Here is a 15,205-nt window from a genome sequence, read left to right as displayed (position 1 = left end):
CAGCTAGGGAGAGGCGTGCAGTGCAAACTAAGAAACGGGTAGTCGTTACGGGGTTCGGTTCCGTCTGTGCTTTGGGTCGGAGCACGGAAGAGATCTGGGGGGCGATAAAAGACTATCAAATGGGTTACTCCCTGCATCCGATGCAAGATCAGTCGGTTAGCGCCAGGTTTTTTGGAAAAATCGATTTTCCGATAGAACTAAAAGCGGTGCCCAAGCGCATCGCCAAGAATCTTCCCCGCTTTGCGCGGATTGGTATGTCCGCATCAGAGCAGGCATTGCGCATGGCCTTCGGCGATGATCCGGTCACCGAGATGGACAAGCACTATTCACCCTTCGACCGTGGCGTCGTGCTGGGGACAGGGTGGGGGGGCGTCGACTCGACCATTGATAACAACGACATGTATGTCGAGTCGGGTCTCGCTTCACCGCTTAGTACCATTTTTTCCATGCATAGCGTATGGACCGGGTCGGCTTCAATGGCCTGGAACTTCAGGGGTTACCAGAACACGTTGGTCGCGGCCTGCGCTACAGGAAACATTGCTATCGGCGATGCCTGCGAAGTTATCCGCAGTGGTCGGGCCAAATGCATGCTTGCAGGTGGCAGTGAGAGCATCACCGGAGACTACAACGTATGGTCGGTGGACATCCTCGGTGCCTTGAGCAAGGAGCAGGAGAATCCAGCGAAGGCTTGTTGTCCATTCAGTCAGGACCGTAGCGGCTTTGTGTTGTCAGAAGGCAGCGCCGTATTGGTTCTGGAAGACCTGGATGAGGCACTCAAGCGAGGCGCTACGATCTATGCCGAGATCAGCGGCTACGCCAACTATTCGGATGCCTACGACATCACTGCCCCGGCCGAGGACTTGTTGGGGCGAGCGATGTCGATGGAAAAGGCTATCGAAGATGCAGGTCTCAATACAGGGGATATCGACTACATCAATGCGCACGGGACCTCTACTCAGCTCAATGATCTGAACGAGACCAATACCATCAAGAAGGTTTTTGGTGAACGCGCTCATACGATTCCGATTTCCAGTACGAAGTCCTATACCGGCCATCTCATCGCTGCGGCGGGTGCCATTGAAACAGTCTTTTGTATCAAGACCATCCAGACCGGTATGGCGCCGGCAACGATCAATCTGGAGCGTTCCGATCCACTTTGCGATCTTGACTACATCCCTAACGAGCATCGCTACCTGGGGGTTGTTGACAACGTACTGAACATCAACTACGGATTCGGCGGGGCAAATAGTTGCCTGGTAATCAGAAGGTATTCGTGAAATGCGTCGAAACTTTAATCATGAAGACCTTGAGCGATGGGCACAGTTTTCCGGTGATCGTAACCCGGTGCATTTTGATGCGGACTTCGCCATAAAAAATGGCCATTCCGGGCGCATTGTCCATGGAATGCTGGCCATGTTACCGCTAAAAAATCAACTGGCGCTGGAAGCCTCCATTTGTGCCCAGGCCTGCGAGATAAAACTGCATCTCAAACACGCGGTGCCGATCGACCAGTTTGTCGACTACACACTCAGTCCGGTTCAGAGCATCAAAGTGAGTTCTAACGGAAAGTCTCTGTATATGGGCAGTGTGAAGGCGCGGGTTGCCCCGCAAGTTGCAGCCCTGGCGGCAGCGGACGAGCGCCGCCCGATACTGGAGCGATTTAGCGCCGAAGAGCTGGATGAGAAATACGCGTTGTTGTCGAGGCTTGTTGGTACACCGGTACATCCGAGTGTGTACTGGGACGCGATCCTGTTCTCCATTTACATCGAAGATAACCGCAAGACGGCCTTGGCCAGTGACGTTCAGCGCTTTCTCGCCAGGGAAGGCATTTCCCAGGCGCGGCCTTATGTCGTTTATCAGATATCCCATGCGCTGACATTGATGGACAGTGATGGGTGCCAGCTTCCGGGCGCGGGCTATGACTCAACTTATTACAGCGTAAAGGGTAAGGATCTGGTCAGGGTCAACGATTCTATTTTTGCCTCTGTCGTCTTTACCTTGTACACCCAGGATCGGCCTGTATTGGCGGTAGAAATGGGGTTGATAGCCAATCTGCTGGAGGAGCCGGCATGAAACGCAAATGGATTTTCGTGACGGGTGGCTCTCGGGGTATTGGCGCGCAAATCGTGCGCTCGGCCAGCCGTGACTTCGATGTTGTGTTCACCTATAAATCCAGCGTGGACGAGGCGCGGTTACTGGCTGAGCAGTTGAGCAATGAGCCTGGCAGGCAGGTGGAAGCTGTTCACTGCGACGTGTCAGACGTAAGTCAGGTCAATGATATTGCACAGTCGCTGATTCATCGTTTTGGCCCACCTTACGCGGTCATCAACAATGCGGGTGTTGCCGAGGATCGGCTTTTTTCCAATCTGGATGAACAGGTCCTTAACGCGATCTTCAGTCAAAACGTCTTTTCTGCATTTTCGGTTTCCCGGGCTTTTATCGGGTCGATGATGGGGGAATCAGATACATGCATTATCAACATCAGTTCGGTTTCAGCGGTGAAGGGCAATATCGGGCAAACAGCGTATTCAGCCAGTAAGGCTGCGTTGATTGGAATGACCCGCTCGTTGGCGCTTGAAATGGCCCGATTTAACATGCGCGTCAACAGTATCGCGCCAGGTTATATCGAGACCGACATGACCAGGCACTTGAAAGACAATGGATCAGGGTTGAAAAAAAGCATCCCGCTACGTCGTCTCGGCAGTACCGCCGAGGTGGCGTCACTGGTGGATTACCTGATGAGCGAGGGAGCGGCCTATATAACCGGTCAGACGCTCGTGGTCGACGGCGGCCTGAGTTGCTGAGCGTCGTTATTACCATCCAGGCAATAACTGAGTCGCTTTCTACCGGGTGACTCATTTCAAGGAGAACATTGCATGTCCGGGATCAGTACTATTGTTAACTTTGGCTGCCTTTCCGATGAACAAAGGTGGGATGCGCAGCGCTATGACTGGAACTGGCTGACGGAACTGGATGAGCATGATCGGGATATTGTGAACTTACTCGACTGTTTGTCTGATGGAGAGTTTTCCGGCCAGGCATCAGCGGTGCAGTTTCATGATCTGCTGCTCACTGAAGTCCGTGAAGGCTACCCAAAAAGCCTTGCCAATGACTGGGGGCAGATTCTTGCGTATGTCAACATCATTGCCTACGAAGAAATGCGTCATGGCATCGCACTGGCGACTGCTTATCACTATGTTTCAACAGGTGAGTTAGGGTATGTGGACAAACTGTCAGTCCGCGAATACTCAGAAAAATACATTTGGTGCTACGAAGACAGAAAGTACTGGGATCTTTACAGCTATACCTTCGCCCATTTGTTCGGTGAGGTGGTCAACACTGAGTTGTACCGGGATGTACGTAGTCAAGTGCACCACCCGGCTCTCCAGGCGCTGATAACCAATATCATGAAAGACGAGGCACGGCACACTCAGGCGTGGGCTGCGGTGATCGAGGAAATGGTCAAGTCCGATCCCGCTCATCTTGAGCGTTCGCTCGCCGTCATTGATGTTGGTTTGACGTACCACAATGCAATGGTCCATGAAACGTACTTTGAAGGGCAAAACAAACTGATGCAGTTGTTCCTGCCGGCCAAGCGCGGAGAGGGTGCTGTCGATCGTATTGTGCGCAAGAAAACACAATTGATGGAGCAGATTTTCGGTGCCCAAAACCCTTACACCCAGGAACAGATGCGCGCCCAGCATGTTTCTTTCCTGGTTAAAGGATTGGGGCAGACCCGAGCGGTTCATTCGCCGGAAAGCGAAGACGGGATTCTGTTTCTTCAGAACTGACAGTGTCGGGGGGCGCTCTACCGAGGGTGAGCGCCGTTTCGCGATAGGCAGCCAGGACGCCGCATGAAAATTAGAAGAATTCCATTTGATATCAAACAAGCCATGAAAATCGGTGCGGATTTCGATTTTCGCTGGGCTTATGACGATCAGACTTCACTAGTGGGTCTGGGATATTCCTTTTACCTGGAATACATTGAGTATTTTTGTAATTTCGTCAGTAAACATTCGCGGGGATTAATTGCCGATGAGGGGCTGTTGGACCTTGAACATACGTTCCTGGTCCAGGAGATGCACCATGCCAAGGCGCATAAACATCTGAATTCGTTTCTCTGTCCGGGCAGTGTGTACAAAGATCACTTACACCCCAGGGTATATCCCTATCTTCATGAGTTTCATGTGAAGAACTACGAACCCATACTGCAAAGCGTTTCCAGGGGCGAGCGGGAAGGTATCAGGGACGCTTTACTGAAAATTGCCGTGTTTGAAAGCAAGAATTGTATTTCCAGTTTCATTTTTTTTGAGCAACTGTTTTCCGGAAAGAATTTTGCCCGGACTTGCAATATTTCAGCGAATTTGGGTGTGCTCTATTTGTTGGGTTATCATTTCACTGAAGAAATAGAACATTGCGATGTCGCCGTTGATGTTTATCAACATATCTTTCAGGAGCCGGTCTGGAATGCTGATCGAGTCCAGTCTGAAGTCATGGACGCTAACCATTCTGAGCACGAAGCCCTCGCCGCAGCACAATACTGTGCAAAGCGTCTTGGCATAGATACAGATGCCCGGCGTTTGTCCAGTTCTCCGTTCATGTCATATACCAAGACGCGGCAGATTGAACTTATTGGCGCTGATTTTGATTTGAATAGTCAGCAGATCCTTGATCAGCGCCATCATTATGTACGGAAGTGGGACGAAGTGTGGGAACCCGCACTCAGGGAACGACTGCTTGTAGAGATTGAAAACCAAGCGGTTTAAAACTCCAACACGCCGGTTTGCAAGGCTTTGACAATCGCCATTCTCCTGGACCCGACATTGAATTTCGTTCTGACTTTTGAAAAGTGATAATTGATGTTGGCTTCTGAACAACTGAGAATACGGGCGATTTCCCATGTGGTCTTGCCGAAAGCACTCCATTTGAGTACTTCCAGCTCTCGATTTGTGAGCGCAACGGGCTCTTCGGCTTCCTCGTTGCCGATCAACTTCAGGAGCGTATCAACAGCGTAATCGCGAATAAGGGTCAGGCTGGGAAGCGTCCGTGCCAAATGGTATTTGAGTTGACGCTCCGGGATCGCTTCGAGTCGGGCGCTCAGCATTCCCACTTGGCCGCCGGCACCGTGTACTGGCAAGCTCACGCCTTGCATCAGTCCGTGATTTTTGGCTTCTTCCCTGAAATTCAGTTGTTGTACAGAGGTGTAAATATTGTCGAACCACACGATGGGCACCGTTGAGGTAAAACAGTGCACAACGACTGGATCTATCTGGGCATAATCTTCAGTGTCGTATTTCTTGCGCCACTCAGCGGGATAGTCACTGAGAATGATGGCCTGATTATTATCGGTACTGCTATTCGGTTTGAAAGCAAACAACACACCATCACAACCCAGTGCCGCAGTATTTAACTTGAGGGCTTCAAACCAATCGCTCTTGCGCGACAAACCCGACATGGTGAGAAGTTCATCCAGTGAAATCATGATCCATTCCTTTGCTGATCGAGTCGTTCTGAACAACAGTCTCGGTATTCCAAATCCTTGAAGTGCGGATCCGGTTGCGAGCTATTTAATGTTCAATAACGTGAATCTGGCAATGTCATCGCCAGCGGGTTTCCTTTCCTCGCATAGTAAGCAGGCTGGTCGTTGCGCGTTGATCCGGGGATCAGCTTACGCCGCGATGCGCCGGGATTCTACAGTGTGGCGCGGACTCGATGCGTCAACAAATGAAAATTATTTTATGGGGGCAAGCATCGTGGTGTCAAAGCTACACCCTGATGTCGATAATACTGGTAAGTTGAGACGATAGTTCCAATTCTGTGGGGCTGTTCTAAAAGCTCTTAGTGTGACTACTGCGCCCTCCTGTGGGTTAATGTTTGTAGGGGTGTTGGTATTTATAACTATCATTTTGAATCGGTAGGCGCATTTTTAACATTTTCGGTTGTGACGAGTGGTTTGATAAAGTTCACGATCCTGGGGAGTCGCTGCCTTTCACGGACAGTGCCCTGTTGATCGCAAACCGACGTTGGCCAAAGTGTCCGGCGTTTGTGCCAAGCTGACGGGGTATTGAACGCCGTGCATGCCAATGCCGGCCAGGCAAACCCTCAGGAAGTCCACGACATGAACCTCACCCGTGCATCAAACGTCCGCCACGAGTTCTACAAGGCCGTCTGGTTCTACTTCAAAGTGGTGTGGCCGATCTTCTCGATACTGCTGCTGGTGATCATCGCGTTCGGCCTCATCATCGCCCACCTGGAAGGGTGGAACCCCTATGACGGCATCTACTTCGCCTTCGTGACCGGCCTGACCATCGGCTACGGAGAACTGGTGCCCAAACTGGGCGTGTCACGGGTACTGGCGATCCTGCTGGGGTTCAATGGGGTACTGATGACGGCGACATTCGCGGCGATCAGTGTCCGGGCGATTGAAATTACCGTGAAGGCGGCAGGGAAGGAGTAGGGCAAATCCCAACCACAACACAAATCCCCTGTAGGAGCGAGCTTGCTCGCGATGGTCGTCAACGATAACGCGCGAATCCTGGATAAACGCGGTGTCCTTGAGTTTTCGCGAGCAAGCTCGCTCCTACAGGGGGGGCAGCCAGCAGGTTGAACCTAAGCCCCCCAACCCGCCCCACTCACCGCCGCCTGCACCAGCGGGTGCAGGTCCGCCCCTTTATGCTCCGTCTGCCAGGCCAGCAATTCCTTGCGCATGCTCGGCGCCCAGTACATCTGCAGATGATTGCGCACGCTGAGCACCGCCTGTTGCTGGTCCGGCTGGCTGGCAAAGTACTGGGCGATCTGGTTGGCCATCTTGATCAGGTTGTCAGTACTCATCGGCGCACCTCGGCTTTATCACCACGGGCGTGGCGGCGATCCTTGAGCAAACGGTCCTGTTCTTCGCTGAAGGCCTGGAAGCGCTTTTGCCACTCCGAAGGGTGATAAACGCGGCTGACTTCCACAGCCGTGACCTTGTACTCCGGACAGTTGGTGGCCCAGTCGGAGTTGTCGGTGGTGATCACGTTGGCCCCCGATTCCGGGAAGTGGAAGGTGGTGTACACCACGCCCGGTGCGACTCGTTCGGTGATCCGCGCACGCAGCACGGTCTGCCCGGCGCGGCTGCCGATGCCGACCCAGTCACCTTCGTTGATGCCACGGCTCTCGGCGTCGGTTGGGTGGATTTCCAGGCGGTCTTCGTCGTGCCAGGCGACGTTGTCGGTACGCCGGGTCTGGGCACCGACGTTGTACTGGCTGAGGATGCGCCCGGTGGTCAGCAGCAGTGGATAGCGAGTGTTGACCTTTTCCTCGGTGGGCACGTAGCCGGTGAGCATGAAGCGCCCCTTGCCGCGCACGAATTCCTCGATGTGCATGGTCGGCGTACCGTCCGGCGCCTCGGCGTTGCACGGCCATTGCAGGCTGCCGTGGCGATCCAGTTCGGCATAGCTGACGTTGGTGAAGGTCGGCGTCAGGCTGGCGATTTCATCCATGATTTCCGACGGATGTTTGTAGTTCATCGGGTAACCCAGGGCATTGGCCAGGGCCACGGTGCCTTCCCAGTCGGCCTTGCCGCCCAGCGGGTCCATGACCTTGCGCACCCGGGAAATGCGCCGTTCGGCGTTGGTGAAGGTGCCGTCTTTTTCCAGGAACGAACTGCCCGGCAGGAACACATGGGCGAACTTGGCAGTTTCGTTGAGGAAAATATCCTGCACCACCACGCATTCCATCGCCGACAAAGCGGCGGTGACGTGCTGGGTATTCGGATCGCTCTGGGCGATGTCCTCACCTTGGCAATACAGGCCCTTGAAGCTGCCGCCCAGCGCTGCTTCGAACATGTTGGGAATACGCAACCCCGGATCAGGTTGCAGGGTGACGTTCCACGCCTGTTCGAACTGCGCCCGGACCACCTCGTTGGAGATGTGCCGGTAGCCAGGCAACTCGTGGGGGAAAGAACCCATGTCGCAGGAACCCTGAACGTTGTTCTGCCCGCGCAACGGGTTCACGCCCACGCCTTCGCGGCCGATGTTGCCGGTGGCCATCGCGAGGTTGGCGATGCCCATGACCGCCGTGCTGCCCTGGCTGTGTTCGGTGACACCCAGGCCGTAGTAGATCGCTGCGTTGCCGCCAGTGGCATACAGGCGCGCGGCAGCACGGATGTCGGCAGCGGGCACACCGCAGATGGCACCCAGCACTTCCGGCGAATTTTCCGCACGGCTGACGAACTCACTCCAGTTGGCGAAATCGCTGCCCTCACAACGGGCGTCGATAAAGGCCTGGTTGAGCAGGCCCTCGGTGACGATGACGTGGGCCAGCGCGTTGAGCATGGCGACGTTGGTGCCCGGGCGCAGGGCCAAATGGTATTCGGCGCGGGCATGCACCGAGTCCACCAGATCAATGCGCCGTGGATCGATGACGATCAGCCGCGCGCCTTCACGCAGGCGGCGTTTGAGCTGGGAGGCGAACACCGGGTGGGCGTCGCTGGGGTTGGCGCCCATCACCAGGATCACGTCGGCCTGCATCACCGAGTCGAAACTCTGGGTGCCGGCGGACTCGCCCAGGGTTTGCTTCAGGCCATAACCGGTCGGCGAGTGGCAGACCCGCGCACAGGTGTCGACGTTGTTGTTGCCGAACGCGGCGCGCACCAGTTTTTGCACCAGGTAGGTTTCTTCGTTGGTGCAGCGGCTGGAGGTGATGCCACCAATGGAGTCGCGGCCATATTTCTGCTGCAACCGACGGAATTCGCTGGCGGCGTAGGTCACCGCTTCATCCCAGCTGACTTCCTGCCACGGGTCGTTGATGTGCTGGCGGATCATCGGTTTGGTGATGCGATCCGGGTGAGTGGCGTAGCCCCAGGCAAAGCGCCCCTTGACGCAGGAATGGCCGTGGTTGGCCTGGCCGTTTTTGTCCGGAACCATGCGCACCAGCTGGTCGCCTTTCATCTCGGCGCGGAACGAGCAGCCCACGCCGCAATAGGCACAGGTGGTGATCACGCTGCGTTCCGGCTGCCCGAGTTCCACCACGCTTTTTTCCATCAGGGTCGCGGTAGGGCAGGCTTGTACACAGGCGCCGCAGGACACGCATTCCGAATCGAGGAAGTTATCCCCACCGGCGGCCGCCACCCGGGATTCAAAACCGCGCCCGGTAATGGTCAGGGCAAAGGTGCCCTGGGTTTCTTCGCAGGCGCGCACGCAGCGGTTGCAGACGATGCACTTGCTCGGGTCGTAGTCGAAGTAGGGGTTGGACGTGTCTTTCACATCGGCCAGATGGTTGTCGCCCTCATAGCCGTAACGCACCTCCCGCAGGCCGACCTGACCGGCCACGGTTTGCAGCTCGCAGTTGCCGTTGGCCGAGCAGGTCAGGCAGTCCAGCGGGTGATCGGAAATGTACAGCTCCATGACGTTGCGGCGCAGGGTCGCGAGCTTCGGCGTCTGGGTGTGCACGCTCATGCCTTCAGTGACCGGCGTGGTGCAGGACGCCGGATAACCGCGCATGCCGTCGATCTCCACCAGGCACATGCGGCAGGAGCCGAAGGCTTCCAGGCTGTCGGTGGCACAGAGTTTCGGAATGGTGGTGCCCAGCAGCGCCGCGGCGCGCATCACCGAGGTGCCCTCGGGCACGCTGATGCCGCGGCCGTCGATGCTCAGGGTGACTTGCACCTCGCTCTCACGGGGAGGAGTGCCGAGGTCGATATCGGTGTTCGGGTCGAAGAGAGTAATCATTGCTCGGCCTCCGAAGGCTGCAAGCCGAAGTCGGCGGGGAAGTGCTTGAGGGCGCTGGCGACCGGGAAGGAAACCATGCCGCCCAATGCGCACAGCGAACCGTATTGCAGGGTGTCGCACAGGTCCTTGAGGATGATCACCTGCTCATCGCGACCGTTCTGGTCCGGTGCGGCCAGCAAGCGGTCGATCACCTCGACGCCCCGGGTCGAGCCGATACGGCACGGGGTGCATTTGCCACAGGATTCCTCGGCGCAGAACTCCATCGCAAAGCGCGCCATGTGGGCCATGTCCAAGGTGTCGTCCGCCACCACCACACCACCGTGACCGAGCATCGCGCCAATGGCGGCGAAGGCTTCGTAATCCAGCGGCGTGTCGAATTGCGACGGCGGCACCCAGGCGCCGAGCGGGCCGCCCACCTGCGCAGCTTTCAGCGGCCGGCCACTGGCGGTCCCTCCGCCGTAGTCTTCCACCAGTTCCCGCAGCGTCAGGCCAAAAGCCCGCTCCACCAGGCCGCCGTGACGAATATTGCCCGCCAACTGGAAGGGCATGGTGCCCAGGGAACGGCCCATGCCGTAATCGCGATAGAACTGCGCGCCCTTGGCCAGAATCAGCGGCACCGAGGCCAGGGTCAGCACGTTGTGCACCAGGGTCGGCTGGCCGAACAGGCCCTTCAAGGCAGGAATCGGCGGCTTGGCGCGCACGATCCCGCGCTTGCCTTCGAGGGAGTCCAGCAGCGCGGTTTCCTCACCGCAGATGTACGCACCGGCACCAACCCGCACTTCCATATCGAAGGCCTGGCCGCTGCCGCCGACATTGGCGCCCAGGTAACCGTTCTCCCGGGCAATCTGCAGCGCGTTGCGCAGGGTGGCCACGGCATCCGGATATTCCGAGCGCACATAGATGTAGCCGTAGGTGGCGCCGACGCACAGGCCGGCAATCGCCATGCCTTCGATCAGCAGGAAAGGGTCGCCTTCCATCAGCATGCGGTCGGCAAAGGTGCCGGAGTCACCTTCGTCGGCGTTGCACACGATGTACTTTTGCGCCGCTTCGGTCGCACGCACCGTGCGCCATTTGATCCCGGCGGGGAAGGCTGCACCGCCACGGCCACGCAGTCCTGAATCGAACACCGCCGTCGCGGTCTGTTCACCGCCAAGGGTGACGGCCCTGTTCAAACCTTCGAAACCGCCGTGGGCTCGGTAATCCTCCAGCGACAGCGGCCGGGTAATGCCGGCGCGGGCGAACAGCAGACGTTGTTGAGTCTTCAGATACGGCAATTCTTCCACCAGGCCCAAGGCCAGCGGATGAGTGGACGGATCGCCTTGCAGCGCATCAAGTACCGACGGCACATCGGCGACGGTCAACGGACCGAAACCGATCCGGCCTTGCGGGCTGTCCATTTCCAGCAGCGGTTCCAGCCAATACAGCCCGCGCGAACTGGTGCGCTGCAGCTCCAGCGGCAGATTGAGTTCCTTGGCCTGAGTGATCAAGGCCGTGGAGATCTCGTCGGCGCCCACAGCACGGGCCAGCGAATCACAGGGCAGATAAAGAGTCGGCATCACGCGTCCTCCCGGCAAGCGTCGAGCAGCGCATCCAGCCGCTCGGCACTCAACCGCGCATGCACCCGGCCATCCAGCTCCAGAGCCGGCGAACAGGCGCATGCCCCAAGGCAATACACCGGCCGCAAACTGATGCTGCCATCGGCACTGCTGCCGTGATCGTCCAGTTGCAGGCGCTCACGCAATTGCGCAGCCAATTGCTCGGCACCGCGACTTTTGCACGACTCAGCCCGGCACAGCCGCAGGATATGCCGCGCGGGCGGTGCAGTACGGAAATCATGGTAAAAACTGATCACCCCACGAACCTCGGCCTGGCTCAGGTTGAGGGCATGGGCAATCTCGGGGACGGCGACATCGGGGATGTACCCAATTCGCTCCTGAATATCATGAAGAATGGGCAACAGCGCACCCGCAGAGCCCTTGTGGCGCTCCAGCAAACTGTTGACCACAGGCAGGTGCAACATCTCATCAGGCATTCAGCAATCCTCACGGTCACGGACAAACCAGAAGGTCGTCGGTCGTCCGAAAGTGTCGGCTGCGGCACTCACACCACGTCACGGTATCGTGGCAATTTGGCCGTTGGCCAGGGCACCCTGAGCGGGCATCTTGTTGTGCCCGGCGCGATCTTTGTCGCACCTCTAATGGGCATAAAAGGCAGCTTGCCACGCCGCTGTTGATCGACCTGCACCAAAGCGACGTGTTTGGTTCTGCCTACGACTATCCATTAAGTCTAGATGAGTGCCGCGCGGGGCGTTCACGCACTGGCCTAATGCCCAAAGGACCTGTCGATGGCTGATGTATAACAAGCATTTCAAGTGAGAAGAAGCATCAGAACCGAGGGCAATTCTACGAAGCAGATGCGCTGAAGTACGCCGCTAACCCTGTGGGAGCGAGCCTGCTCGCGAAAGCGCCAGCCCAACCACCCTCAATGCCGAAGGTGCACCAAAATCACAACCCACTGGAGCCAAACAACGCCTATCAGCTCACCACAACCCTCTGTGGGAGCGGGCTTGCCCGCGAAGGCGCCAGCCCAGCCAACACAAAACCCAGTACTGAACCACAACCCCCTGTAGGAGCGAGCCCGCTCGCGAAAAACCCAAGGCATCCACATGTTCCGCTGAACACCCCCGCCCACCGCAACCAAGCCCGTCCTCACAACATCACGCCCGACGCTTGAAACCAAAAGCTATCCCGGCGCGTCGCCCACTACCCTAAGCCGTAGCTCCAGCCCGCTTGGACGCCACCTCATTATCCCGATCCCGCATCAGCACCTTCACCGCATCATCCACCAACGCCTTACTCATCGAAGTCAGATAATGCGCAGCCCAGGCGTGACGGTCGGTGTCTCTGGCATAAGCAGCATCTTCAGTGAGCGTCTTGGCCAGGAACAGAAAATCCGAGGCCATGGACAACGCATCGCCAAGAGGAACACCGCGAGTGACATGAAACAGCGCTTGATCCGCACAGTAGATGGCGGGTGTCAGGCCAATGGTTTTGAGTTCAGATTGTTCAGTCATTGGCCACCTCCGAGGATGGAGAGGCAATGGGGGAGGGCATTACGCGATTGGGAATCGCGAAGAGAGAAAAGCCAAATTTCAAACGGATTGATACTGCGCATTATCCAACTCCTTGATATGAGGAGCTGCCACGTTCGTTACCACACGAATGGGTGACAGCTGTGCGCAGGGTGGTAAACCGGGAATCAAGGAAACCGGCACGCCCGAGGGCGTCCCACGCACAGCCGCCATAACTCACGCCGCAGGCATAAAAAAAGCGCCTGATGACGTGATTGGGGCGCTGTTGCGCCTTGAATAACTCGGGTTACCACACCCGGTCGCTGAATTGGCAGCGACGGTGGGAGGGTATCGTGCAGATTTCTTTCCTGCAAGCTTGGAAAGCTTCGACCCCCAACCAACCGCCACGAAAAAATTGATCTAACCTTGGTTTTGTTTAAGCAATACGACCAAGGACACTAGAGGAAAATATTTGCGAGTTCGTGTATCTTGATGGCAATTGGCTATCAGTGCTGCCTTCAATATAAATAACAACGACTTTAGAAAACTATATGTGGAGACAAAATGGTTAATCGCAATAGGGAAATGGTTTCCTCCCTTTTTAAAGAGCGTAGCAAGTTTGTTGTAATAGGGCTGACTGGTCGAACCGGCTCCGGGTGTACAACAGCAGCAAATATATTGGAAAGCGCCAATCCAAATTTTCCTCGTCTTGACGCTATTCAGTACAAAGGAAAGTCTTTTTTTGAACGCTTAAATGGTAGGCGCTACGAGATACTTAAAAGTTATGCGGAGCGTAATATTGTTCAGTTTTATTCAATAAAAGTTAGTGATCTTATATCGGCGTATTTGTTGTCGATGGAAACTGAAGGTCTTTTGTCATTCATAATTGGTGCGCTTGAGGTCCCCATTGACGCAGCTAAGCTGCGCGAGGTTTTAGAGTTTGGCTCCTATAGTAGGAACAAAATAAAATCAAAGTTTGCGTCCATCATGAGTAAGCTATTGGATCACGAAGAAAAGTTTGTGCTGTTAGATAAGGAAAAAGATAAATTTATTTCTTTTTTGCGTCTGATGAGAAAATTTACAAATGACTTTAAGGATGATCTAAAGAAGGTTGATAATGCTCTTTATGTATCGATATATCAATCAGCAGGTAATTCAATAAGGAAAATCGGGTTTATTGATAAGGATTACAAGTCTTTTGATTTTATGCCTACCAGTGTCTTTCACCTGCCAGAAACTATAAATAGAGTTTTGAAAGGGATAAGAAGCATAAAAGATAAGGCGCTGATAGTTGTGGATGCTATTCGAAATCCTTATGAGGCTAGGTTTTTTAAGGATAGGTATTCGGCGTTTTATCTGGTGTCCATTAATGCGCCTGATGATGATCGCGCAGCTTATCTTCAAAGCGTTCATAAATTTACCGCCGACAAGCTCCGTGAGATTGATGATCATGAGTCGGGCAAAACAAAAATCACTCATGCGGACTTTATAAGTCAGAATGTTAAGCAATGTATAGAGATGGCGGATATACATTTGTTTAATCCAAGAGGGGAGCTTGATAATAGTAATGTGTTAAAGGCTCAATTGGCTTGGTACGTGGCGTTAATGCTTCATCCGGGTCTTGTTTCGCCAACCTCTATGGAAAGAGTTATGCAGATTGCCTATTCAGCAAAAAGCAACTCTGGGTGCATTTCTCGGCAAGTTGGTGCAGTAGTAACCGATGCGGATTTTTCTATCAAGGCCGTGGGGTGGAACGATGTAGCTAAGGGGCAGGTTCCGTGTTCGTTACGATCTTTGAAAGGCTTGATGAATGATTTTGATGCGGTTGCTTATAGTAGATATGAGCGAACAAACTCTGAATTTAGATTAAGTGCGGGTAAAAAGCTTATTAAACTGACTGATATATTGGAATCAAGTGGTCAGAATTTATCTTATTGCTTCAAGGATATACGTAACGGTTTGGAAAGTAGTGAGCGTACACGCGGCAACCAAGTTCATACTAGGTCACTTCATGCAGAAGAAAATGCTTTTCTGCAAATTGTGAAATATGGTGGCGCGGGGATCGAGGGTGGAAAGCTATTTACTACCGCTAGCCCTTGTGAGCTCTGCGCTAAGAAAGCCTACCAATTAGGTTTGAAAGAGATTATTTTCATTGACCCTTATCCTGGAATTGCAAATGATCATATATTGGAGGTTGGCGCTAATCCACCTGAACTCTTACAGTTTTACGGAGCGGTAGGTAAGGGGTATCACCAGCTATATGATTCAGTGCTGCCTTACAAGGATGAAGTTGCATATATGGAGTGAGAGGTCGATAGGTTGTGCGGGGCGTACTGTGGCTTTGAGGAAGCATACATAAAGTTTACAGGTAGGGGGCACCTTAATCGTAAAGAAGAGCGAGGGTTATTTGCTTGAAAGTAAATTT

General features: G+C 54.7%; 13 protein-coding genes. 7 read left to right on the top strand and 6 right to left on the bottom strand.

What is annotated here, in order from left to right; translation table 11 throughout:
- The first annotated feature begins 20 nt into the window (after positions 1-20).
- The 5 genes from AB7M25_RS25235 to AB7M25_RS25215 all read left to right on the top strand — a co-directional run bounded on the left by AB7M25_RS25235 (position 21) and on the right by AB7M25_RS25215 (position 4,766).
- Positions 21-1,277 (top strand): beta-ketoacyl-[acyl-carrier-protein] synthase family protein, encoded by a 1,257-nt coding sequence (locus AB7M25_RS25235; RefSeq protein ID WP_429560281.1) that lies wholly within the window; start codon positions 21-23, stop codon positions 1,275-1,277.
- Between the two features lies 1 nt (position 1,278).
- The gene (locus tag AB7M25_RS25230) at positions 1,279-2,073 is read left to right on the top strand and encodes a MaoC/PaaZ C-terminal domain-containing protein (protein ID WP_454238133.1); all 795 of its coding nucleotides are present in this window, start codon (positions 1,279-1,281) and stop codon (positions 2,071-2,073) included.
- The gene (locus tag AB7M25_RS25225; RefSeq protein ID WP_429385566.1) at positions 2,070-2,804 is read left to right on the top strand and encodes an SDR family NAD(P)-dependent oxidoreductase; all 735 of its coding nucleotides are present in this window, start codon (positions 2,070-2,072) and stop codon (positions 2,802-2,804) included. The genes AB7M25_RS25230 and AB7M25_RS25225 overlap by 4 nt, the downstream gene beginning before the upstream one ends.
- 72 nt (positions 2,805-2,876) lie before the next feature.
- Positions 2,877-3,791, top strand: coding sequence for a hypothetical protein (locus AB7M25_RS25220; RefSeq protein ID WP_429385568.1), 915 nt, complete (start codon positions 2,877-2,879; stop codon positions 3,789-3,791).
- Positions 3,792-3,854: 63 nt separating this feature from the next.
- On the top strand, positions 3,855-4,766 hold the full coding sequence (locus tag AB7M25_RS25215; RefSeq protein WP_429385570.1) for a metal-dependent hydrolase: 912 nt from the start codon (positions 3,855-3,857) through the stop codon (positions 4,764-4,766).
- On the opposite strand, the gene AB7M25_RS25210 is transcribed toward AB7M25_RS25215, so the two are convergent.
- On the bottom strand, positions 4,763-5,482 hold the full coding sequence (locus AB7M25_RS25210; protein WP_429385572.1) for a helix-turn-helix transcriptional regulator: 720 nt from the start codon (positions 5,480-5,482) through the stop codon (positions 4,763-4,765). The genes AB7M25_RS25215 and AB7M25_RS25210 overlap by 4 nt on opposite strands.
- Positions 5,483-6,118: 636 nt before the next feature.
- Here AB7M25_RS25210 and AB7M25_RS25205 point away from each other — a divergent pair.
- Positions 6,119-6,457 (top strand): potassium channel family protein, encoded by a 339-nt coding sequence (locus AB7M25_RS25205; protein ID WP_429385574.1) that lies wholly within the window; start codon positions 6,119-6,121, stop codon positions 6,455-6,457.
- Between the two features lie 152 nt (positions 6,458-6,609).
- Here the strand turns inward: AB7M25_RS25205 and AB7M25_RS25200 are convergent, their stop codons facing one another.
- The 5 genes from AB7M25_RS25200 to AB7M25_RS25180 all read right to left on the bottom strand — a co-directional run bounded on the left by AB7M25_RS25200 (position 6,610) and on the right by AB7M25_RS25180 (position 12,783).
- Complete coding sequence (locus tag AB7M25_RS25200; protein ID WP_095965789.1) at positions 6,610-6,831, bottom strand: formate dehydrogenase subunit delta; 222 nt, start codon at positions 6,829-6,831, stop codon at positions 6,610-6,612.
- Entirely contained in the window at positions 6,828-9,710 is a 2,883-nt protein-coding gene (fdhF, locus tag AB7M25_RS25195) for a formate dehydrogenase subunit alpha (RefSeq protein ID WP_454238132.1), read from the bottom strand. The genes AB7M25_RS25200 and fdhF overlap by 4 nt, the downstream gene beginning before the upstream one ends.
- Entirely contained in the window at positions 9,707-11,266 is a 1,560-nt protein-coding gene (locus AB7M25_RS25190; protein ID WP_454238131.1) for a formate dehydrogenase beta subunit, read from the bottom strand. Before AB7M25_RS25190 ends, fdhF begins: the two co-directional genes overlap by 4 nt.
- A complete protein-coding gene (locus AB7M25_RS25185) occupies positions 11,266-11,742 on the bottom strand; it encodes a formate dehydrogenase subunit gamma (RefSeq protein ID WP_007982711.1) in 477 nt (158 codons plus the stop codon). The genes AB7M25_RS25190 and AB7M25_RS25185 overlap by 1 nt, the downstream gene beginning before the upstream one ends.
- Before the next feature lie 735 nt (positions 11,743-12,477).
- The gene (locus AB7M25_RS25180) at positions 12,478-12,783 is read right to left on the bottom strand and encodes a DUF3077 domain-containing protein (RefSeq protein ID WP_454238130.1); all 306 of its coding nucleotides are present in this window, start codon (positions 12,781-12,783) and stop codon (positions 12,478-12,480) included.
- A 561-nt stretch (positions 12,784-13,344) separates the two neighbouring features.
- Here AB7M25_RS25180 and AB7M25_RS25175 point away from each other — a divergent pair.
- Positions 13,345-15,087, top strand: a complete 1,743-nt coding sequence (locus tag AB7M25_RS25175) for an anti-phage dCTP deaminase (RefSeq protein WP_454238129.1) — start codon at positions 13,345-13,347, stop codon at positions 15,085-15,087.
- Positions 15,088-15,205 lie beyond the last annotated feature (118 nt).

The organism is Pseudomonas sp. AP3_22 TE3818 (assembly GCF_053628995.1).
Note: the sequence above shows the minus strand (reverse complement) of the source record. Positions and strands in the feature narration are given on the sequence as shown.

Coding starts and splice junctions, on each gene's coding strand:
- AB7M25_RS25230 (WP_454238133.1), top strand. CDS start 1,279: ATGCGTCGAAACTTTAATCATGAAGACCTTGAGCGATGGGCACAGTTT.
- AB7M25_RS25225 (WP_429385566.1), top strand. CDS start 2,070: ATGAAACGCAAATGGATTTTCGTGACGGGTGGCTCTCGGGGTATTGGC.
- AB7M25_RS25220 (WP_429385568.1), top strand. CDS start 2,877: ATGTCCGGGATCAGTACTATTGTTAACTTTGGCTGCCTTTCCGATGAA.
- AB7M25_RS25215 (WP_429385570.1), top strand. CDS start 3,855: ATGAAAATTAGAAGAATTCCATTTGATATCAAACAAGCCATGAAAATC.
- AB7M25_RS25210 (WP_429385572.1), bottom strand. CDS start 5,482: ATGATTTCACTGGATGAACTTCTCACCATGTCGGGTTTGTCGCGCAAG.
- AB7M25_RS25205 (WP_429385574.1), top strand. CDS start 6,119: ATGAACCTCACCCGTGCATCAAACGTCCGCCACGAGTTCTACAAGGCC.
- AB7M25_RS25200 (WP_095965789.1), bottom strand. CDS start 6,831: ATGAGTACTGACAACCTGATCAAGATGGCCAACCAGATCGCCCAGTAC.
- fdhF (WP_454238132.1), bottom strand. CDS start 9,710: ATGATTACTCTCTTCGACCCGAACACCGATATCGACCTCGGCACTCCT.
- AB7M25_RS25190 (WP_454238131.1), bottom strand. CDS start 11,266: ATGCCGACTCTTTATCTGCCCTGTGATTCGCTGGCCCGTGCTGTGGGC.
- AB7M25_RS25185 (WP_007982711.1), bottom strand. CDS start 11,742: ATGCCTGATGAGATGTTGCACCTGCCTGTGGTCAACAGTTTGCTGGAG.
- AB7M25_RS25180 (WP_454238130.1), bottom strand. CDS start 12,783: ATGACTGAACAATCTGAACTCAAAACCATTGGCCTGACACCCGCCATC.
- AB7M25_RS25175 (WP_454238129.1), top strand. CDS start 13,345: ATGGTTAATCGCAATAGGGAAATGGTTTCCTCCCTTTTTAAAGAGCGT.